This is a genomic window from Nisaea sp., from assembly GCF_965216895.1.
Classification (GTDB): Bacteria; Pseudomonadota; Alphaproteobacteria; order Thalassobaculales; family Thalassobaculaceae; genus Nisaea.
Genome location: NZ_OZ244205.1, coordinates 4517193 through 4536930 on the forward strand (window position 1 = coordinate 4517193; position 19738 = coordinate 4536930).

A 19738-nucleotide genomic window follows, 5' to 3' on the forward strand; every position below is an offset into this window, starting at 1 on the left:
GTGACGATCTAGGTTGAACTTGTCAAGATGGCGCCCGCGCGGGGACAAGCCCCGCGCGCCGGGCTCTCGTGAACCGAACCGCCTTCGGCGTTTCGGCCTTCGGCTTCGATCCCTGGCGCGAGCGCCCGCTCCGCGGGCGGGTGGCGGTCCAACAGCGCCGGCCAAGGCGCGCCCCGCCGGACGCCATGGTGACGGGGCCTGGATGGGAGAATGCGACGCTGACCATGGCTTCCAAGGGCAGGTTGGAACGCCATCCTTCCCGCATCTCCGGCTCCGATGGATGTGCGCATGCGGTCGAAAGGGGCACGGCACGCAGGCGGTCGGATTGGTCTCGCTGCCTGCGGCTACGGTGGCGCACCGGCGCCAGTTTCATCGCCGCGGCGACGCCGTCAACGGCGCGCAGCGGGAGCTTTGGACATGCCCGGGGCGCGATCGAAGGCCGAAGAGTTGGCGGTTTTCGTGTCGTTGTAACCCCAGCCAAGCCGTCGTCCGATGCGGTGAATTCGGTGGCGGGAAAGGCCATGGCGCTCCTTCGCCAACTGTTCATCGAGGCAGTCACCATCCCTGCATGTCTCTCATCGCGTAAATCCCGCGCCGGTCCGTTCAACCCGCCGTCCGGGAAAATTTCCCCTGCCGCGAAAAGTGCTCCGCTGACGCTGCGCCCCCGGCGGCCTATGGCCGCCTATTCTTACGAATAGCGCGCAAAGCGCGCGGGGGTGACGGCGAAGCCGTCAACTTTTCCCGGCATTCCTCGCGCCCGCTTCGCTCCAAATTTTCCCTCCCGGCGCGTCCTCCACTTCGTTCCGGCCCTTCGCTCACGCTGCGGGTGAACCGGCCCGCCTATGCGGTCTTTCCGCTGGAGCCATCGCAGGGATGGTCCCTGCGACGAACAGCGAAAGGATCATCACCATGGCCATCACCCTCGGCACGTTCACCAAGCAGAACGACGGCAGCTTCACCGGGACCCTCAAGACCCTCAACGTCACCGCCAACCTCGTCGTCGTCCCCGTGGACAAGATGTCCGAAAACGCCCCCGACTATCGCGTCTATGCCGGCAACGGCCAGCGCTACGAGGTCGGCGCCGGCTGGAGCCAGGTCGCCAAGTCGAGCGGCGAGACCTACCTGAACCTCAAGATCGCCGCGCCGGAATTCGGCCCCAACTGGGTGCGTGCCCGCCTCGTCAAGCTGGAGACGCCGATGGAGGACGGCACGTCGCACCTCGCCCTGTGGGAGCCGCGCGAGCGCTGATCTCGCCCGCTCCCGAAGACCCCGCCGGAGCGCATCCGGCGGGGCTTATCTTCATACATTCCGCCGCGCCCGACCGCCGCAATCCAAGCGGTGTCGGCGCTGGTCGCGCCGACGGGCTTTCCGTCTCGATCTTCCCATTCTGCCATCCGGCGAAACGAGCCTGTAAAGGATCGCGGGCCCCTCCAAAATGCTGCGCTCCGCTGGCGCTCCACTCCGCATTTTGGCTCCTCCCGCGCCCGCTTCGCGGCGGCTTCGCCGTCCTTGACAGGCTCTATCCGGATGACCGGGGACCCCGTTCTCGACGGGAGAACGGCTCAATCAAGGAGGTTCCCATGTCCATCCAGATCATTTCCACCCACGACATCCGCATTGAGTATCGCGGCCATTTCTACGCCGAGGACGAACTGCGCGAGAGCATCTGGCTCGTCAATATGGAGCTGCGCAACGGCCTGCCGAGGCGCGAGCGCATCGAGGCCAAGCGGCAGATCGTGGAGATGGAAGTAGCGCTCGAAGCGCTGCTGAACACAGCGGAAGCGGGGCATTGAGCCCCGCTTCTCGCGGCGTTTTCGAGCTGGACGCCGCTTTCCCGTTCCTCGTTGCCGGAGGGGGGATCGTTTTTGGCTCCCCCCGTTTTTCGATCCTGAGCAAGCGCGCTCCCCGCCGACATCCTTCGCCCATTCGCGTCGATCTTCGCCGAAAGGAGCCAAAGGATGATCGATCACACATCGAGGGCGGCCGAGGCCCGCAAAGGCTCGCCGTTCCTCTCCACACGGGAGGCCGCATTCTATCTCGGCCTCTCCTTCCGCACCCTCGAAAAGATGCGACTGACGGGCAATGGCCCGCGCTTCCGCAAGCATGGTCGCTACGTGCGCTACCACATCGCCGACCTCGATGCCTGGTCGGAAGGACGGCGGCATTCCTCGACATCTGACGACGGAGAACAAGGATGAAGAGGCCTGCCGTTCTCCCTCTCGCCGCCACGTTTGCGGGCATCGCGCTCGTCGGCTTCCCCGCCATCGCGCTCCCGCAGCCGCTCCTCGTCTGGAACGCCTCCGCCAGCGTGGCCGTAGGTCTCTATCGTGTTGTTTCCGGCGCGCCGGAACGCGGCGACTTCGTCTTCGTCCGCCTCCCGAAATCCATCGAAAAGCTGGCAGCCATTCGCGGCTATCTGCCCGCCGGCGTGCCGCTCATCAAGCGCATTGCGGCGACAGCCGGGGATGATGTCTGCGCCATCAACGGGGCCATCATCGTCAATGGCGAGATCGTTGCCCGCCAGCGCAAGGCGGATCGTGCAGGGCGTCCCCTGCCGCGCTGGAATGAATGCCGGGAACTTGTCCAGGGCGAATTCTTCCTCTTGGGCGACGCCCCGGACTCCTTCGACAGCCGCTATTTCGGGCCGGTAACGAGCGCCCAGGTGATCGGGAGGCTCGCGCCGCTATGGACCGACTGAGCCCCCTCATCTTTGCGGCCACGGCCGCCATCATCACGCCCGCCGAAGCCGCCGCTGTCGACCAGTTTCAGGCGCACATTATCGAAGCGTCGCAGCGTTTTGGCATCCCCGCCAGATGGATCGAGGCGGTCATCATGGCCGAGAGCAGCGGCGAACCGAAGGCCGTCTCACCCAAGGGCGTCATGGGCCTGATGCAGCTCATGCCGGAGACCTGGGCGGAGTTGCGCGACCAGTATGATCTTGGCGCCGATCCCTTCGATCCGCGCACGAACATCCTCGCCGGGACCGCCTATCTCAAGGCCATGCAGGACCGCTTCGGCTACCCGGCGCTGTTCGCCGCCTACAACGCCGGACCGGGCCGCTACGAGGACCATCTGCGGACCGGAAAGCCGCTTCCCGCCGAGACCCGCGCCTATGTCGCGCGCATCGCAAAGATGCTCGCGGACGCGGGCGGATTCGCTCGGCACGGAACGATTTCCGCGCCGGCCGGTACGCGGAATCCTGATCAAGTCGCCTCCGGGCAGCGGCTCTTTTTCTCGCTCTCGCCGACGAAAAACGAGGCCGCAAGTGACGAAAATTCCGTCCCGAATGGCGCGCTTTTCGTGCCACTTTCGACGCGAAAGTTGGATGAAAAATGAGGCGAGAAATGCGTCGCCAGAGTCCGCTTCCAGTGCGCTTCTCATTCCTTCCTGCGCCCGGCGGCGCGGCTTCGCCGCTGCCGGGCTTTCTCGCCATCAGTCGATGTAATCGCAGATGATCGTGGATGGTCGCAGACAGGCTGATGGGAGCCGCGTAAGGCAAGATGAAGCTCCGGCACCATCCGCGGTGTCGCGCATCGTAAGCCTTTGTCTGCACATCTGTTTTTCCGTCGGCGGGTGGTGCTACGCACCCCCGCCGTGGTGCCATGGGGGCCGCAACGCCCCAGTTTTCTTAGGCGTGATTGGCACCAATTTCCAGAGGCGCGTTTCGTGGCCATTTTATTGGGGTCAATGAGGAGCAGACCGTGTTCGACGACGACGATTTCAAACCCAAGCTTGGCAAGATCCGCTCGCGCGGCTCGAAGGGCGGACGCAAATTCCTGCATCAGGTTTTGGCTGCGTCAAACCTCGCACGCGGCGGGGCGGGCGGCATACGCAAGTCCCGCTTCACCGGCAGCCGCATCGGGCGCGGCGCGGGCGTCGGACGTGTGCTGGCGAACCGAGACCGCTATGCCGCTTTCCGCCAGCGCCGTGTCATCATCAAATCCCGCATCGTCAAGCTGGCCGGCAAGGGGATGGCCAAGGGATTGGAAGGCGCGCGGGCGCACCTGCGCTATATCCAGCGGGACGGCGTGACCCGCGAGGGGGAGCCGGGCGAGCTTTACGGCGCCGAGCAGGACCGGACGGACGGAAGGGCCTTCCTGGAGCGCTCGGAGGGCGACCGCCACCAGTTCCGCTTCATCGTCTCGGCCGAGGACGGCGCGGAATACGACGACCTCAAGCCGCTCACACGCCGCCTGATGACACGCATGGAGGAAGATCTCGGGACCAAGCTCGATTGGGTGGCCGTCGATCACTACAACACCGGCCATCCGCACACGCATATCCTGGTGCGCGGCCGCGACGAGCGCGGCAAGGACCTCATCATCGCCCGCGATTACATCACGACCGGCATGCGCGAGCGCGCCGCCGAGATCGTCAGTCTGGATTTCGGGCCGCGCTCGGATTTCGAGATCGAGGACCGGCTGCGCCGCGAGATCGAGCAAGAGCGCATGACCAGCATCGACCACCGCCTCATCCGCGACATGGACGACACTGGTCTCGTCGCCGCGACCGACCGCGACACCTTCCAGCAGAGCCTGCGCGTGGGCCGGCTGCAGAAGCTGAGGCGGCTGGGCTTGGCCGAAGAACTCCGTCCCGGCCAGTGGCGGCTGGAAGTGGGGTTGGAGGATACGCTCCGCCGCATGGGCGAGCGCGGCGACATCATCAAGACCATGCACCGCGAAATGGCCGGGCAAGACATTGCCCGCAGCCCCGGCGATTACGCGATCCTCGACCCAGGAGACCCGACCGCGAACCCTGTCGTCGGGCGCGTGGTGGCGCGCGGGCTATCCGACGAAATCAAAGACCGCCATTATCTGATCGTCGACGGGGTGGATGGGCGGACCCATTACGTCGACATCGGCAGGGGCGAGGTGACCGAGCCGACACCGGACGGCAATATCGTGCGGGTGACGCCGAAGACCATCGAGCCTCGACGTGTGGACCGAACGGTCGCCCAGGTCGCCGCCGCCAACGACGGGCGCTACTCCATCGACCTGCACCTCCAGCACGATCCGCGTGCCACCGAGGAATACGCCGAGACCCATGTGCGGCGGCTCGAGGCCATCCGCCGCGCCACGGGCGGTGTCGGCCGCGAACCCAACGGGACCTGGATCATCGCGCCCGACCATCTCGACCGGGTGGTGGAATACGAGCGGAACCTGGCTCGCGCGGCGCCGGTCATCGTGGAGAAGCTGTCCCATCTCACGCTCGACCAGCAGGTGGGCACCGACGGCGCCACCTGGCTCGACCGCGAGCTCGTCTCGGATCATCCCGAGCCCAGCCGCGACTCCGGCTTCGGCCGCGAACTGCGTGAGGCCCAGGCGCGTCGTCGACAATGGCTGATCGCCGAGGGCCTCGCTCACGAGGAACAGGATCGGATCGTCTATCGTGCCAACATGCTGGCGACCCTGCGTCGGCGCGAGCTTGCCCGTGTCGCCGGTCAGCTTTCCGACCAGCTCGGTCTCGCCTATGCCGAGACCCGCTCCGGCGAGCCGGTGGAAGGCACGCTTCGCCGCACTGTCGAACTCGCCAGCGGCAAATACGCCCTCGTCGAGAATAGCCGCGAGTTCACCCTCGTCCCCTGGAGGCCCGTCCTCGAACGCCACGTCGGCAAGCAGGTCTCAGGCATCATGCGCGGCGACGGCATCTCCTGGGCTATTGGGAGGCAGAGGGGCGGGCCCAGCGTGTCGTGAGACAGCTTGACCAATAGTGTTTCAGCACCGTCGGAAGCGTCTGCCGGGATGAACTTGGCAGGAACGGTTCGGTAACCGTAATAATACCTATTACACCTACAACACATGGTCGGGAGTTTCATCTGCAAGGCGCTCAAACGGTTCTTCGAGCGGGGTGACGAAAGCCGCATCCGTGCCGATTACCGCAAGGTGATGCGGCACATCCTGGCGCGGCTGAAAGGTTCGCCGCACCCGAGGATATGGACCTGGCCGGCTTCGGGCTGCACCGACTCAAGGGCGAGTCTACGGGCTTCAGGGCAGTCACGGTGCGGGCGAACTGGCGTGTGATCTTCCGTTTCGAGAAAGCAGCGACGCCGTGGATGTTGATTATCTGAACCACCAGTAGAAAGGAAGGTGAGATCATGCTTATGCACAACCCGCCGCATCCCGGAACGGTCGCAGGCGGCAGTGCCTGAGCCCCTGGGGCTGAACGTGACCGAAGCCGCTAAGAGGCTGTCTTGAAACTCGGTTTTGGGGTGGATGACCGGGTTCAGATGTGATTCCAAACGGTTGTCAAAGCCCGTTTGAAGAGCCTCATGTGGACGCCGACCACCCGGCGGCAGCATAGCCGCGATCACCTGCGTTATGGAAGCGACCTGACCGGCGGAGTGGGAGATCATCGCGCCGTTCATGTCGCCGCCGGCCAAGACGGGACGGCCCCGCGAATGGCAGATGCGCGAGATCATGAATGCGATCCTCTACGTGCTGCGGGCGGGATGCGCCTGGTGGATGCTGCCAAAGAACTTCCCGCCGATGACGACGGTCTACGGCTGGTTCCTGCGCTTCCGCCGCGAGGGCCTGTTCGAGACCATCAACCATCATCTCGAACGCCAAGCGCCGCCGAACGTCTTTGCATGGTCGCGCGCGAACTCCCGAAATGTGCGGGCGGGGCGACCGGTGACCTGCTCGACCGTATCGAGCACACCTTCCAGATGCCCGGCAGGGGCCAAGGCGTATAATTCGTTCATCGCATCAGCCAGCATCTCCGTCATGCCCATGGCGGTCATCGCTTGCTTGGCCTGGTCCGGTGAGATAGGCACATAGTTGACCGTGTGTCCCGCTATGTCGGTCAGTATGGCCGCCAGCTCCGCACCGCTCAGCGCTTCCGGGCCGGTTACCGGGTAGGCCCGGTTCTCGTGGCCCGGCTCCGTGAGCGCCTTGGCAGCAACGGCAGCGATATCGCGGGCGTCGATCCAGCTCACTTTCCCCTCGCCGAGGGGCATGTAGAATTCGCCCTTGTCGCGGATCGCCTCCGCGTACATCAGCAGGTTCTGCATGAAGAACCCCGGTTGCACGAAGGTCCAGGCCATGCCGGACTCCTGCGCCTGTTGCTGGTTTTCGCCGTGCCACCGGCCGATCTGAACGGGCGCGTCCGGAGCCGCGCCGATGCCGGTGGACATGACGATATGCCTGACCCCGGCCGCCTTGGCCGCCGCGATGAGGGCGGCGCGCATCTCCACCTGATCGGGCACAAGGGGGGTGACGACGAAGATCTTTTCGACCCCCTGCAACGCCTCCGGTAAGGTTTCCGGCTGGCGCAGATCCCCGGCAACGGTCTCGATGCCCTGCGCCTTCAGAGCTTCCACCTTGGCTGGATCGCGTACCAACGCCCGGAAGGACGCGTTCTCCACCTTCAGCAGCCGGACCACCTCGCTGCCGATCGTTCCGGTTCCGCCAACCACGAGTATCATGACCCTTTTCCCTTTCTCTTTGCGCCTGTGGACAAAGCCAATCCGCCCGTTTTCCAAGGGCATCATGGGGCTCGACGACGATCATTATTGTCAGTATGGTATCTAAAGGGAAGTAGGAACCTTCAGGTAACCACAAAGTGCCCCGTAACCCACCGCCGCCGGTTTGTCCCGTGGATGCGCTCTTGCGCCTGCTCATGGGGACATGGACGACCTACATACTCTGGCATCTACGTCGGCATGGACCGTTGCGTTTCGGCGCGTTGCGCCGGGCGATTTCCGGTATCTCGTCGAAGGTCCTGACACAACGCCTGCGGATGCTCGAAGAACACGGCATCGTCTATCGCCACCATGTTCCCTCGATCCCCCCGGAGGTCTCTTACGGCCTGACGCCGCAGGGGGCAGAGCTTGGAGACGTGTTCGACGCGCTCGAAGATGTCTCGCGGCGCTGGCTGGCGCGGGGATGGCTGGAGAGGGAAGGTCGGAACGCCACCACATCTCGGTCTCTCTCGTCGCCAGCCTCCCGCTTGAACTTGTGGCCGGACGACCGGTAACGATAGCCGTTTCTCACCGGGCTGGCTGAGGCACATCCTTTGTATAGGCGACACTTTGCCTTGCTTCGTCACTTCGCGCAGGCAGGCGCTGTGGCCGTCGGCGCATCATCAGCGCCGGAACAAGGGCGGCCAGGAAGATCACACCGACGATAAAGAAGCTGTCGCGGTATCCCAGCATATTGCCCTGGGTGTAGATCAGGCGGCCGAGATAGCTCATCGCCCCGGCCTGGCGAATCGCTTCCGGCACACCGGCCTGCGCGAGCAAGCCGGTCACGTCGCGCAGCATATCGGCCGTCGCGCTGTTGCCCGCGTGCTGCGCCGCCGTAAAGCTGTCCACGTAAAGCTGCGAGCGTCTTTCGAGGGCGATGGAAAGCAGGTTGACGCCGAAGGCGCCGCCGAGTTGGCGCACGAAGTTGATCGCGCCGGAGCCCTGGGCGAGCAGGGTCATCGGGAGCGCCTTGAGGGCGCCGGCGTTCAGGCTCGGCATGATGAAGCCAAGCCCGATCCGGCCCAGCATGATCCACCAGGCAAACAGCCAGAAGGACGTATCGGTATCGACGCCGGTCATCAGAAACGACGACAGCGCGAAGACCGCCAGCCCGAACATCACCGTGGCATAGGCTGGCGTCTTGTCGGTCAGTCTTCCGGCGATCGGGAAGACGACAGCCAGGATCAGGCCCGCCGGCATCAGCAGCAGGCCGGAGCGCGTCGGCGTATAGCCCTGGATCGTCTGCACGAACAGCGGAATCAAGAAGGTCGAACCGAAGATCCCGGCCCCGAAAATGAAGGCCACGACGGACGCGCCCCCATAGACCCGGTTCATGAAGAGCTTAAGATTGAGCATGGGCGCGGGTGAGCGCAGTTCCCAGACGATGAAGCCGATGCCCGAGACAAAGGCGACGGCGAAGTCGCGCAGGATCGGATCGGACATCCATCCGTCACGCTGCCCGTTCGACAGGCCGTTGAGCAAGGTGACGAGGAAGACCGTCATCAGCCCGAAACCGATCCAGTCGAAACGCCGCGGCGGTCCCGAAGCGGCCCGTCCCGGCATGAAAAGCGTGGCCAGGAACAGGCCGATGAGACAGAACGGCACGGCCATGAAGAAGACATACCGCCAACTGAAGCTATCGACCATGATGCCGCCCAGCGTCGGGCCGAGCGCCGGGGCCAGCACCACGCCGATGCCGTAGATGCCCATGGCCGAGCCGCGTTTTTCCGGCGGGAAGACCTGGAAGATCGTCTGCATGGCGAGCGGCTGAAGGATGCCCGCTGCGCCGCCCTGGAGGACGCGGGCCAGGATCAGCACGCCCTCGGCGGGGGCGAGCCCGCCCATGACGGAGGCGGTGATAAAGACTGTTAGCGCCAGCATAAAGGTCGCGCGCTGGCCGAGGGTCTCGACCATCCAGGCATTCAGCAGCATGGTCCCGGTCATCGCGGCGAGGAAGCCGGTGGAGAGAAGTTGCGCCTTGTCCTGGCCCATGCCGAAAGCGCCCATGATATCGGGCAGCGCCACATTGACGATGGTGGCGGTCAGGATGGTGGCGATGGTGCCCATCATCACCGTCGCCGTGACCAGCCAGCGATAGGACGGGCCGAAACGGGCGAACAGGCCCTCGATGCTGTCCGGGCGAGGCGCGCTAGTCACCGGTCCTGGCCTCCAGCTCCACCATCATGCCCGGCTTGAGTGCGCCGCCGTCCTGCTGGACGGCGACGCGCACCGGCAGGCGTTGGGTGATCTTGGTGAAGTTGCCGCTCGGGTTGGGGTTGGGCAGCAGGGCGAACTCGCTGGTGGCGGCCTGCCCGACGCGCGTGACAGTGCCCTCGAAACGCCGCCCCGGCAGGGCATCGACAGTGATCGCGACCATCTTTCCGGGCCGGAAGAAACGGATGTCGGTCTCCTTGACGTTCGCCTCGACGCGCACCCGCTGCGGGTCATGCACCATCAGCAGGCGCTGGCCGGGGGTGACGTATTCGCCCTCATCCACGAAGACCCGGTCCACCACCCCGTCAAACGGCATTGTGATCGTGCGGTCTTCGAGATCGAGCGCCGCGCGTTCCCGTTGCGCGCGCAGCCGCTGTTCCTCCGGGCCGAGCTCGGTGAGTTGGGTGCGGAGCACCGTGAGTTCCCCGCGCGCGGCTTCGGCCTCGGCAAGGGCGGCGCGGGCGTTTTCCAAGTTGGCCTGCGCGCTCAACACCTGTTGCTTTGCCGTCTCCAGCGCGGCTCGCGTCTGGTCCAGGCGCGCGCGGGTGATGGCGCCGCGAGGCGCCAGCTTCTCCGCCCGGTCATTGTCCTGTCTGGCAAGATCGCGTTGCGCCGTCGCTGCTGCCAACGCGGCCTCCGCAGCCCTCACCGCTGCCTGCTTGGCGGTGATACGACTTTGCGTCTGACGGTCGGTGAGTGCGATGCGGGCTTCGATTTCCTCGCGGCGGCGGGCAATCCCGGCGAGTTGCGCGTCAAGCTCGTCGATGCGGAGGCGGCTTTCCCGGCCGTCGATCCGGATCAAGGCCCTGCCTCTCTGTGCGGCATCGCCCTCGGTCACTTCGAGCGCCGTCACCCAACCGGGAACCCGGCTGCTCATGGCCACAATGTCGGCGGCGACACGGGCGTCCGTCACAAAGACGTGGGTGAACTGCTGATACAGCCACCAGCCACCGGTCCCGAGAACGATCAACGCCGCCACGATCGCGCCGTACAGTCGCCATGGCCGGGTGCGGGCAGGAGGTGAGACCGCCTCTGACTCAACCTCCGTCTCCTTGTCGGGGGCTGTGCGCAGATCGGTTTCCGGATCGTCGCTCTGGCGTTCGAGACGGGTCACATGCTGGTCCACGGTCTACCCCTCATCGGCCTTCGTCCGCAAGTCGCATCGCCCTTGGCGTGCCGCCCAGCTTGCCGGCGATCTGCTCCAAGACCTTCAGGCAAGTCGCCACCTCGTCACTGGAGATGTCGGAGAAGATTTCTGCGCGTACCGCCGCCGCGGTCCCTTCGATCCGCTCTAGGACGGGGTCGGCCTCCGCGCGCAGGTGGACCGATTTGGTGCGGCGGTCGGCGGCTTCTGTCCGGCGTTCGATCAGCCCCTCGGCTTCAAGCCGGTCCAGCGTCCGCACCAGGGTCGGCCCCCGCACCCCGACCGCCTCAGCCAATTCACGCTGGGTTGCCGCTTCGGGCAAGCGAGAGAGATGCAAGAGGGTCAACCAGCGGGATTCGGTGAGGCCGAAGGCGGCCAGCCGCCGGTCGATCTCGGCGCGCCACAGCCGGGCGACCAGCCCGAGGCGAAGGCCGAATTGTTCCTGATTGCTAAGAGGCTCCGTCATTTCATTGTCTTAGTGGTTGCGTTGCTATATTAATAGATAGCCATCTATCGAATGTCGAGAAATAACGCCCCGATGGCTGCCCCGTCCGTAGAGCCGGGCCGGAAAAGGCCTTCAACCGCGACCGCGAAAGGGAGAACCACGATGTACCGGACGATCCTCCTGGCCTATGACGGCACCCGGCAGGGCCGCGAGGCGCTGGATCAGGGGGCCGAACTGGCGCAGCTTTGTCAGGCTCGTGTCTATCTCCTCGCCGTCGTCGCCCATGAGCTGGGCGTCGCGCTTGCCGAGGCGGCGGCGCCTTCAGATTTGCCGGAACGTGAATATCAGGAAGTGCGCCGCGTGCTGATGGAGGGCGCGGAAGAGCTGCGGCGCGCGGGCCTTGCCGTCGAGACGCGCCTCGGCACGGGCAATGCCGCCGAGGAGATCGGCCGAGTGGCGCACGAGGTCGCCGCCGATCTCATCGTGGTCGGTCACCGCGAACAGAGCGCACTGGCCCGGTGGTGGCGCGGCTCCGTCGGCGCTTCGCTGCTCGCCCATGCGCCATGCAGCCTGCTGGTGGCCGTCTCGGACACGGCGCCCGCGCGATGATCGGAACAAGATCAAAACCAGCAGCGTCGAAAGCTTCACGCGGCAGCGGCGAAGAGCGGACAAGCGTGGCGCGGAGACGGGCCGCCCGCCGCCGCGTCGCGGTTATCCAGGATCTGGATCGGTTGCCGGCTGGGGTGCGCCCTGCCGGCTCCGGCAAGCTGCGGCTTGCGCAGACCGAGTTGGGGCGAGTTGCCCCGGGACTCGCCGGCGCGAGTGAACGGCGGGCGGAGTGCGGTCCTTCGATGACATGAACGTCAAGACGCTATGTTTGGCCATCCTGTCCTTTGGAGAGGCGACAGGTTACGACATCCGCAAACGCGCCGCGGAAGGGCCGCTCAGCTACTTCATCGAGGCAAGCTTCGGGGCCATCTATCCGGCGCTCGATCGCCTTTGGCGCGAGGGGCTGATCGAAAAGCGACGGGAGGCCCGCCCGGGCAGGCCGTCCCGCAAGGTATACTCTCTGACGGAAGCGGGAGAAAAGGCGTTGGTCGAGGCCTTGCATCAGCCGTTGACGCCCGACGTATTCAAGTCCGAGTTCCTGCTCGTGGCCCTGCTCGCGGACTATGTGGAGCCGAAGCATATGGCGCAGCTTGCGCACGCCAAGCGCGCAGAGCTTGAGCAACGCTTGGAACAACTGCGCAGCGCGCTGGACGCTTGCGAGAGCGAGGCGATGCGTTGGGTACTGTCCTACGGCATCGCGGTTCACGAGGCCGCGATCAGATTCATGCAGGTTGCCGATCGGCCAGATCCGTCGCGACATTGCGGCGCTTGACGCATTGGTGTGAGCGCTCGACCCTGACGTCTGACAGATATAGTTCTAACGCCGTATTGAACGCAGATCGTCGTATATAAAGGCCATAAGCGTTTCCGGCGTTGCAGGCGACTCTCGTTCTGTGTGCCTCAAGCAGCGGAACGACGCCCATGACCCCCACCAAACTACTGATCGGCCAGATCGCTGTCGTCTTCGCCATCGTCATTCTGGGCGTGTGGACGGCGACACAGTGGTGCGCGGACATGCTGGGCTATCAGGCGCAGCTCGGCAGCCCTTGGTTCGTTCTCATCGGCTGGCCGGTCTATGAGCCGTGGAAGCTTTTCGAGTGGTGGTACCACTACGAGGCCTATGCTCCGGAGGTGTTCGACAAAGCCGGGATGCTGGCGGCGGGCAGCGGCTTCATGGGCTGTGCGGCGGCGATTATCGGCTCGTTGTGGCGGGCACGGCAGAGCCGGCTCGTCACCACTTATGGGTCGTCGCGCTGGGCCGTGAAGGGGGAGATCGAGAAAGCGGGATTGTTTCGTCCGGCGGGCGTGTTTCTCGGCCAGCTGAAGGACCAATACCTGCGCCATGACGGACCGGAGCATGTCATGGCCTTCGCGCCGACTCGATCCGGCAAGGGCGTCGGCCTCGTCGTGCCGACGCTGCTCACCTGGACCGGCTCGGCGGTGATCCACGACATCAAGGGCGAAAACTGGCAGTTGACCGCCGGTTGGCGCTCGAAGTTCTCGCACTGCCTCTTGTTCAACCCGACCGATCCGCGCTCGGCCCGCTACAATCCGTTGCTGGAGGTGCGCAAGGGGCCGGACGAGGTGCGCGACGTCCAGAACATCGCCGATATTCTGGTCGATCCCGAGGGCGCGCTCGAACGCCGGAACCATTGGGAAAAGACCAGCCACGCCTTGCTGGTCGGTGCCATCCTGCACGTGCTGTACGCCGAGGAGGAGAAGACGCTGGCGCGTGTCGCCACCTTCCTCTCCGATCCACGCCGGTCCTTCGCGGCGACGCTGCGGCGCATGATGGCCACAAACCATCTCGGCACGCCGGAGAATCCGAAGGTCCATCCGGTCGTGGCCTCGGCCGCGCGGGAGGTGCTGAACAAGTCGGAGAACGAGCGCTCGGGCGTGCTCTCCACCGCCATGTCCTTCCTCGGCCTCTATCGCGACCCGACTGTCGCGGCGACCACGTCGGCCTGCGACTGGCGCATTGCCGATCTCATGGATGCGGAACACCCGGTCTCGCTCTATCTGGTCATTCCGCCATCCGACATCTCGCGCACCAAGCCGTTGGTGCGACTGGTGTTGAACCAGATCGGGCGGCGGTTGACCGAGCGGCTGGAAGGAGACCCGAAGAAGACCCGCAGGCATCAGCTCATAATGATGCTCGACGAGTTCCCGGCACTGGGGCGGCTCGATTTCTTCGAGACGGCGCTCGCCTTCATGGCCGGCTACGGCATCCGCGCCTATCTCATCGCGCAGTCGCTCAATCAGATATCCAAGGCGTATGGCGAGAACAACGCCATTCTCGACAACTGCCATGTGCGCATTGCCTTTTCGTCAAACGACGAGCGGACGGCGAAGCGCATCTCTGATGCTCTCGGCACGGCGACGGAACTCAGGGCGCAGCGCAACTATGCCGGCCACCGGCTGGCGCCGTGGCTGTCGCATGTCATGGTCAGCCGGCAGGAGACGGCGCGGCCGCTGCTGACACCTGGCGAGGTGATGCAACTGCCGCCCTCGGACGAGCTGGTGCTTGTCTCCGGCTTGCCGCCGATCCGGGCGAGGAAGCTCCGCTATTACGAAGATCGGAACTTCACGCAGCGTGTTCTGCCGGCCCCACACCTTTTCGAAGACGGTTACGAAGACAAGCCCGCACCGCGCCCCGACGATTGGAGCGGCCAGGTGCGCGATACCGACGAGCGCCTGCTGCCTTCCGACGAGGACGGCGCCAGGCGCAGTTCCCTTGGCGAGGAAGGCGGGCTTCAGCAGCAGCGCCATCCGGGCTTGGCGGAGGAACAGATCGCGAAGCCCGTCGAGCCGGGGCAGCCGGATCTTCCGGGGCTCGATGCGGATGAGTCGGATGTCGTCGCCGACAAGCGCGCCCTGGATCGGCTGTCGAAGCCGGCGCGCGTCTATGGCGTAAACGAAGCGATGGGGCCGGAGAAAGACATCCTCGAAGGATTCTGAGAACGGGCGACCCGCTCGTCGCTTCCGGGCGCAGGGAGCCTTGCCTCGGGCAACGCAGTCTCTCCCGTGGTGACAGGGAATGCCCAGCCACATCAGCAGTTGAGATCGCGTCACGACCGAGGCTGGACCTTTGGCGGCGAGCGCGGGCTGTCTGCGCTTGACCCCAAAAGCCGATGACGCAGGTCGTTGCAACTGAATGCCACCTCGCGCCCATTTCTGGTGCCGACTGCCGCTGGTTCGCTATCGTCTTGCGGGCTCCGGTTCAATCTCCACGTCCATCGCCATCCGAGGCACCGTGGCCCGACAACAGAAAGCGTGAACGAAATTTTCATTTGATTTGTTACGGCTGTTACATTATTCATGTATCTATGCCTGAGATTGCTTGGCTGCTGCTCACCTACAAAGTGCCGCCGGAACCCGCGGCACGACGGATCGCGATCTGGCGGCGGCTGAAGGGCATGGGCGCGGTCTACCTGCAGAACGGGGTCTGCCTGCTGCCCAAGACGGACGACCATGTGCGGCGCCTGAAGATGCTGGAGAACGATGTGGCCGAGGCCAAGGGGGAGTGCGTGATCCTGGAGACGATCGCCCTCGACCGCGGCCAGGAGGAAAAGGTCATCGCCCGCTTCAAGGCCGACCGCGACGACGCCTACGAGGAGTTCATCGACAAATGCGACGACTTTGAACGCGAAGTCGCCAAGGAGGTGGATGCCAATCACTTCACCTACGCGGAGCTGGAGGAGAACGACGTCGACCTGAAGAAGCTGCAGGGCTGGCTGGCCAAGATCCGCAAGCTGGACTTCTACGGTGCTTCCCGGGCCGCCGAGGCGGAGGAGCGCCTCAAGGGCTGCGAAGCCGTGCTCGACGCCTATGCCAAGCGCGTCTTCGAGGCGCACGAAGAAAACGGCTGAGGGAGAGAAAGACGGCACGGCAAGCCCGCTGACGATGGGGATGGGGTTCCCCCGATAACCGCCGAAGAGGCTGATGACTCCTACCGGGCGTCCTGGGACGCAGGTAGGAGCTTTTTGCCCGTACTGCTTCCCGGTTGTCCGGCCTGATCGGAACTTGAAATGGGAAGGAGTAACGGATGTTTACCTGGTCCACCGCCGCGCCGGCCATCAGCGCGGCCTTCCTCGCCTCCCTCGTCGAGGTCGTCGAGGCTTTCACCATCGTCCTCGCCGTGGCCACCCTGCGTGGCTGGCGGCCCGCCGCGCTCGGCACCGCCGGCGCGCTCGCCGTCCTTGGCGCCATCGTCCTGGCGCTCGGCCCTTTGCTCGATCGCGTTCCGCTGCATCTGCTGCAGCTCGTGGTAGGTATCCTGCTGCTGCTCTTCGGCATCGGCTGGCTGCGCAAGGCGGCGCTGAGGGCGGCCGGCGTCATCCCCCTGCATGACGAGGACGCGATCTTCGCTGCCGAGACCGCCCACCTCGGCGAAGAGGCGAGGCGCCGCAGCACGTCGGTTGACTGGATCGCCGGGATCACCGCCTTCAAGGCGGTGCTCCTGGAAGGCCTTGAGGTCGTCTTCATCGTCATCGCGGTCGGTGCCGGGCGCGGCCTTCTCGGGCCGGCCAGCCTCGGCGCGCTGGCCGCCTGCGCGCTCGTCCTCCTGGTCGGTGCCATTGTTCACCGCCCGCTCTCACGCGTTCCCGAGAACACGCTGAAGTTCGGCGTCGGGGTCATGCTCTCTGCCTTCGGTGTGTTCTGGACGGGCGAAGGCCTCGGCATTGAATGGCCCGGGCACGACCTCGCCCTCTTCGTCTTTGCCATCCTTTTCTTGGGCACCGGCCTGCTGGCGGCATCGATCGCTCGGCGCCCCTTCGCGGAGGCGGTGAAATGACCATTCTCAAAGATGTTCTCGCCGAGCTCGTCGGTATGTTCATCGGCGACGCCAGACTCTCGGCCGCCATTCTTGCGGTAGTCGCCGGCACTGCGCTTTTGATCGAGATTGGTCGTGTCGAACCCCTCATCGGTGGCGGTGTCCTGCTGGTCGGATGCCTTCTCGTCCTGCTCGCAGCCGTGTGGCGAGCCGCCTTGCGTGCGACCGATCCGGGGCCGGAGAACCAGCGGGATTCCGCATAATGCTGGAGATCGTCTGGCTGGCTGCCTGGGTGGCGGCCGGAAGTGCGTTGGGCGGTCTCGCACGCTTCTTCGTGTCGGGCCTGGTGGCGCGCGCTTTCGGCGAGACCTTTCCGTGGGGCACCATGATCGTCAACGTCAGCGGCGCTTTCGCCATCGGCGTGTTGGCGGCCTTGGCCCGGCGCCAGGGGGTGCTGACCCTTCCCGAGGCCTGGCCCATCGCGGTCACCGGCTTCCTCGGCAGTTACACCACGGTCTCGTCTTTCAGCCTTCAGACGCTCGCCCTTGCACGCGAGGGAGAGTGGTTCCGGGCGGCTGGCAACATCGCGCTGTCTCTCGCCCTTTGCCTCACCGCCGCGGCGCTGGGGATGGCGGCGGCCCTTGAACTGACCGGAGGAAGCGGCCCGTGACGGCGGCGCCAACAAGGCGCCCTCGTTGGCGGGCGCTGCGCGACGGCCTGCTGCTGTATCTGGCGGTGGCGCTGGGCACCGCGATCGGCGGTGTCGCCCGGGCGCTGGTCTCCCTGGCGGCGATCGAGCTTGCCGGCCCCGGCTTTCCCTGGGGAACACTGGCCGCCAACGTCGCGGGCTCGTTCATCATCGGCTTCTACGCGACTCTGTCGGCACCGGATGGACGGCTCTTCGTCGGCGCGCGACAGCGCCATTTCGTGATGACCGGCATCTGCGGCGGCTTCACCACCTTCTCGGTGTTCAGCCTGGAGACCCTGCGTTTCGCCGTAGAGGGGCTCTATTGGATGGCTGCGGTCTATGTGGGCTTGTCGCTCGTCACTTGGCTTGCCGCAGCCTGGTTCGGCCACGCATTGGCGACGCGTATCAACAAATTAGGAGGAGCATGATTATGGAAATTCCCAAGGAGGCGGTTCTGCTTCGCGTTTTCATCGGCGAGGATGATCGCGACGGCAACCGCCCATTGTACGAGGCGATTGTCCTGAAGGCGCGAGAGCTGCACCTGGCCGGCGCCACCGTGCTGCGCGGCGCCATGGGGTTCGGCCACTCGAGCCGGCTGCACACGACGAAGATCCTGCGGCTGTCCGAGGACCTGCCTCTGGTCATCGAGATCGTCGACAGCGAGGAGAAGATCAACGCCTTTCTGCCGACCTTGGACAGCCTGATGACGAGCGGCCTGGTGACGCTGGAGAAGGTCAAGGTCCTGCAGTACGGCCCGCCAGCTAAGAGCTGAACTGTGCTGGAGTCATAGGAAAAAGGCACGCGTTAGAAGCGACCCAGTATACCCAACGCGCTCAAGCCGCATCTCCCGCGCGTCGTCGCGTTCCGTCGTACATAAAGGCCGTAAGAGTTTCCGGTGCATCCGGCGATCCTTGTCCTGACTTTTTCAAGACTGTCAGGGCAAGACTGCATGAAGCCGCGCCACAACATCTACATCGACGAGGAGACGAGCGCCGAGCTCGAAGCGCTGGCGGCCAAGCCCGGCGCGTCCAAATCCGCGATCATCACCGATGCGATCCGCCATTACATCCGGCACCGCGGCGCTCATGCGCTCGATGAGGTGCTGAGGATCCGTCTCGACCGGCTGACGCGCGAGAATAACCTCATCCGGCGCGATATCGACGTCCTGACCGAGAGCCTCGCCTTCTTCGTGCGGCTCTACCTCACCTTCAACGCGCACACGCCGATCCCGGACAAGGCGACGCAGGCGGTCGCGCAGGAACGCTACCAGAAATTCGTCGAGCAGGTCGGCCGCCAGATCGCGGCCGGCAAGCGCTCGCTCGGCCCCAGGGAGGGGGAGGGTGAGGAGCAGTCCGCCGACGGGCGGATCGAAACGTCCGGTGGACGTTTCGAAGGGACGAACGCCCGGAGCCATGCGGAGGGCCGGCCATGAGCACAACCGCCGAAGAACGCCGCCGCGCCATGCTCAAGACAGCAATGGGACCGGCGATCAACGAGGCCCTCGGTGACCCCACCGTGATCGAGGTGATGATCAACCCCGACGGCAGGCTCTGGATCGACCGGCTCGGTGAGGGGAGGAGCGACGCCGGCCTGCGTGTTCACCCGTCCGAATCCGAGCGGATCATTCGCCTGGTCGCCTCCCATGTCCGCGCAGAGGTGCATGCAGACAATCCTATTGTCAGCGCCGAGCTGCCGTCAGGCGAGCGCTTCGAGGGCGTGCTGCCGCCGGTCGCATTGGCGCCGTGCTTCGCCATCCGCAAGCCCGCCGCGAAGATCTTCACTCTCGCCGACTACGTCCGTGCCCAGATCATGGTGCCGATCCAGGCCGATGCCCTCCGCCAAGCGGTGCGGGAGCGGAGGAACATCCTGGTCGCCGGCGGAACCTCCTCGGGGAAGACCACGCTTGCCAATGCCTTGCTTGCCGAGATCGCCGACTGCGACGAACGGGTCATCCTCATCGAGGATACCCGCGAGTTGCAATGCGCGGCGAGGGATTGTGTGGCGTTGCGCACGCGGCGGGGTGTCGTATCTCTGGCCGATCTCGTCCGCTCGACCCTGCGCCTGCGCCCCGACCGCATCGTCGTCGGCGAGGTGCGGGGCGCCGAGGCGCTCGACATGCTCAAGGCCTGGAACACCGGCCATCCGGGTGGCATCGCCACCGTGCATGCCAATTCCGCCCATGCTGCCCTCTACCGGATCGAGCAGCTCGTCCAGGAGAGCGTCAGCGTCGTCCCGCGTCGCCTGATCGCCGAGGCGATCGATCTTGTCGTGTTCATCGCCGGGCGCGGCTCATCCCGCCGCATCGAGACCATCGCCGAAGTCACCGGCCTCGACGCCAACGGCGATTACGCGGTGACCACGCTTTCCCTGCCCCAACTGCAATCGCTCTCGTGAAAGGACAT

The 19738-nt window shown here is 65.2% G+C and carries 23 protein-coding genes, 1 pseudogene and 1 riboswitch; of the genes and pseudogenes, 19 read left to right on the forward strand and 5 right to left on the reverse strand.

The window, feature by feature from the left end:
* The first annotated feature begins 873 nt into the window (after nt 1-873).
* From ACOOE1_RS21420 to rlxS, 6 genes are all read left to right on the forward strand, one after another.
* Entirely contained in the window at nt 874-1248 is a 375-nt protein-coding gene (locus ACOOE1_RS21420) for a DUF736 domain-containing protein (protein ID WP_021225994.1), read from the forward strand.
* Nucleotides 1249-1580: 332 nt separating this feature from the next.
* On the forward strand, nt 1581-1793 hold the full coding sequence (locus ACOOE1_RS21425) for a hypothetical protein (protein WP_420404224.1): 213 nt from the start codon (nt 1581-1583) through the stop codon (nt 1791-1793).
* Between the two features lie 165 nt (nt 1794-1958).
* Nucleotides 1959-2198, forward strand: coding sequence for a helix-turn-helix transcriptional regulator (locus ACOOE1_RS21430; RefSeq protein WP_420404225.1), 240 nt, complete (start codon nt 1959-1961; stop codon nt 2196-2198).
* Entirely contained in the window at nt 2195-2698 is a 504-nt protein-coding gene (traF, locus tag ACOOE1_RS21435) for a conjugative transfer signal peptidase TraF (RefSeq protein WP_420404226.1), read from the forward strand. Before ACOOE1_RS21430 ends, traF begins: the two co-directional genes overlap by 4 nt.
* Nucleotides 2686-3336 carry a lytic transglycosylase domain-containing protein gene (locus ACOOE1_RS21440; protein WP_420404227.1) on the forward strand — a complete coding sequence of 217 codons (651 nt, stop codon included), beginning with the start codon at nt 2686-2688 and terminating at the stop codon, nt 3334-3336. Before traF ends, ACOOE1_RS21440 begins: the two co-directional genes overlap by 13 nt.
* 365 nt (nt 3337-3701) lie before the next feature.
* Nucleotides 3702-5693, forward strand: a complete 1992-nt coding sequence (gene rlxS, locus ACOOE1_RS21445) for a relaxase/mobilization nuclease RlxS (RefSeq protein ID WP_420404228.1) — start codon at nt 3702-3704, stop codon at nt 5691-5693.
* Nucleotides 5694-5872: 179 nt separating this feature from the next.
* Here the strand turns inward: rlxS and ACOOE1_RS21450 are convergent, their stop codons facing one another.
* Nucleotides 5873-6418 (reverse strand): hypothetical protein, encoded by a 546-nt coding sequence (locus ACOOE1_RS21450; protein WP_420406463.1) that lies wholly within the window; start codon nt 6416-6418, stop codon nt 5873-5875.
* On the opposite strand from ACOOE1_RS21450, the pseudogene ACOOE1_RS21455 reads away from it, so the two are divergent.
* A pseudogene (locus ACOOE1_RS21455) lies at nt 6363-6485 on the forward strand (transposase); the annotation flags it as partial. The gene ACOOE1_RS21450 and the pseudogene ACOOE1_RS21455 sit on opposite strands and share 56 nt — an antisense overlap.
* A 65-nt stretch (nt 6486-6550) precedes the next feature.
* Here ACOOE1_RS21455 and ACOOE1_RS21460 read toward each other — a convergent pair.
* Nucleotides 6551-7423, reverse strand: coding sequence for an SDR family oxidoreductase (locus tag ACOOE1_RS21460; protein WP_420404229.1), 873 nt, complete (start codon nt 7421-7423; stop codon nt 6551-6553).
* Between the two features lie 182 nt (nt 7424-7605).
* On the opposite strand from ACOOE1_RS21460, the gene ACOOE1_RS21465 reads away from it, so the two are divergent.
* Entirely contained in the window at nt 7606-7974 is a 369-nt protein-coding gene (locus tag ACOOE1_RS21465; protein ID WP_420404230.1) for a winged helix-turn-helix transcriptional regulator, read from the forward strand.
* Between the two features lie 13 nt (nt 7975-7987).
* Here the strand turns inward: ACOOE1_RS21465 and ACOOE1_RS21470 are convergent, their stop codons facing one another.
* Genes ACOOE1_RS21470 through slyA form a run of 3 tightly spaced genes read right to left on the reverse strand, consistent with a single transcriptional unit; the run spans nt 7988 to nt 11286 of the window.
* Entirely contained in the window at nt 7988-9619 is a 1632-nt protein-coding gene (locus ACOOE1_RS21470) for a DHA2 family efflux MFS transporter permease subunit (RefSeq protein ID WP_420404231.1), read from the reverse strand.
* The gene (locus ACOOE1_RS21475; RefSeq protein WP_420404232.1) at nt 9612-10802 is read right to left on the reverse strand and encodes an HlyD family secretion protein; all 1191 of its coding nucleotides are present in this window, start codon (nt 10800-10802) and stop codon (nt 9612-9614) included. Before ACOOE1_RS21475 ends, ACOOE1_RS21470 begins: the two co-directional genes overlap by 8 nt.
* A gap of 10 nt (nt 10803-10812) precedes the next feature.
* Nucleotides 10813-11286 carry a transcriptional regulator SlyA gene (gene slyA / locus ACOOE1_RS21480; protein WP_420404233.1) on the reverse strand — a complete coding sequence of 158 codons (474 nt, stop codon included), beginning with the start codon at nt 11284-11286 and terminating at the stop codon, nt 10813-10815.
* A 141-nt stretch (nt 11287-11427) separates the two neighbouring features.
* Here slyA and ACOOE1_RS21485 point away from each other — a divergent pair, with 141 nt between their 5' ends.
* The 11 genes from ACOOE1_RS21485 (at nt 11428) to trbB (ending at nt 19730) form a co-directional block, all read left to right on the forward strand.
* Entirely contained in the window at nt 11428-11874 is a 447-nt protein-coding gene (locus tag ACOOE1_RS21485) for a universal stress protein (RefSeq protein WP_420404234.1), read from the forward strand.
* 247 nt (nt 11875-12121) lie between these two features.
* Nucleotides 12122-12646, forward strand: coding sequence for a helix-turn-helix transcriptional regulator (locus ACOOE1_RS21490; RefSeq protein ID WP_420404235.1), 525 nt, complete (start codon nt 12122-12124; stop codon nt 12644-12646).
* Between the two features lie 149 nt (nt 12647-12795).
* The gene (locus ACOOE1_RS21495; protein ID WP_420404236.1) at nt 12796-14832 is read left to right on the forward strand and encodes a conjugal transfer protein TraG; all 2037 of its coding nucleotides are present in this window, start codon (nt 12796-12798) and stop codon (nt 14830-14832) included.
* Nucleotides 14833-15200: 368 nt separating this feature from the next.
* A complete protein-coding gene (locus tag ACOOE1_RS21500; RefSeq protein ID WP_420404237.1) occupies nt 15201-15743 on the forward strand; it encodes a Chromate resistance protein ChrB in 543 nt (180 codons plus the stop codon).
* Between the two features lie 27 nt (nt 15744-15770).
* Nucleotides 15771-15833: riboswitch (Fluoride riboswitch) on the forward strand.
* 86 nt (nt 15834-15919) lie between these two features.
* On the forward strand, nt 15920-16669 hold the full coding sequence (locus ACOOE1_RS21505) for a COG4280 domain-containing protein (RefSeq protein WP_420404238.1): 750 nt from the start codon (nt 15920-15922) through the stop codon (nt 16667-16669).
* On the forward strand, nt 16666-16911 hold the full coding sequence (locus ACOOE1_RS21510; RefSeq protein ID WP_420404239.1) for a hypothetical protein: 246 nt from the start codon (nt 16666-16668) through the stop codon (nt 16909-16911). Before ACOOE1_RS21505 ends, ACOOE1_RS21510 begins: the two co-directional genes overlap by 4 nt.
* On the forward strand, nt 16911-17318 hold the full coding sequence (gene crcB, locus ACOOE1_RS21515; protein ID WP_420404240.1) for a fluoride efflux transporter CrcB: 408 nt from the start codon (nt 16911-16913) through the stop codon (nt 17316-17318). Before ACOOE1_RS21510 ends, crcB (ACOOE1_RS21515) begins: the two co-directional genes overlap by 1 nt.
* Entirely contained in the window at nt 17315-17764 is a 450-nt protein-coding gene (crcB, locus tag ACOOE1_RS21520; protein ID WP_420404241.1) for a fluoride efflux transporter CrcB, read from the forward strand. Before crcB (ACOOE1_RS21515) ends, crcB (ACOOE1_RS21520) begins: the two co-directional genes overlap by 4 nt.
* Nucleotides 17765-17766: 2 nt before the next feature.
* Nucleotides 17767-18108 (forward strand): DUF190 domain-containing protein, encoded by a 342-nt coding sequence (locus tag ACOOE1_RS21525; protein ID WP_420404242.1) that lies wholly within the window; start codon nt 17767-17769, stop codon nt 18106-18108.
* Between the two features lie 177 nt (nt 18109-18285).
* Entirely contained in the window at nt 18286-18768 is a 483-nt protein-coding gene (locus ACOOE1_RS21530) for a CopG family transcriptional regulator (protein ID WP_420404243.1), read from the forward strand.
* Nucleotides 18765-19730 carry a P-type conjugative transfer ATPase TrbB gene (gene trbB / locus ACOOE1_RS21535; RefSeq protein ID WP_420404244.1) on the forward strand — a complete coding sequence of 322 codons (966 nt, stop codon included), beginning with the start codon at nt 18765-18767 and terminating at the stop codon, nt 19728-19730. The genes ACOOE1_RS21530 and trbB overlap by 4 nt, the downstream gene beginning before the upstream one ends.
* Nucleotides 19731-19738: the final 8 nt, after the last annotated feature.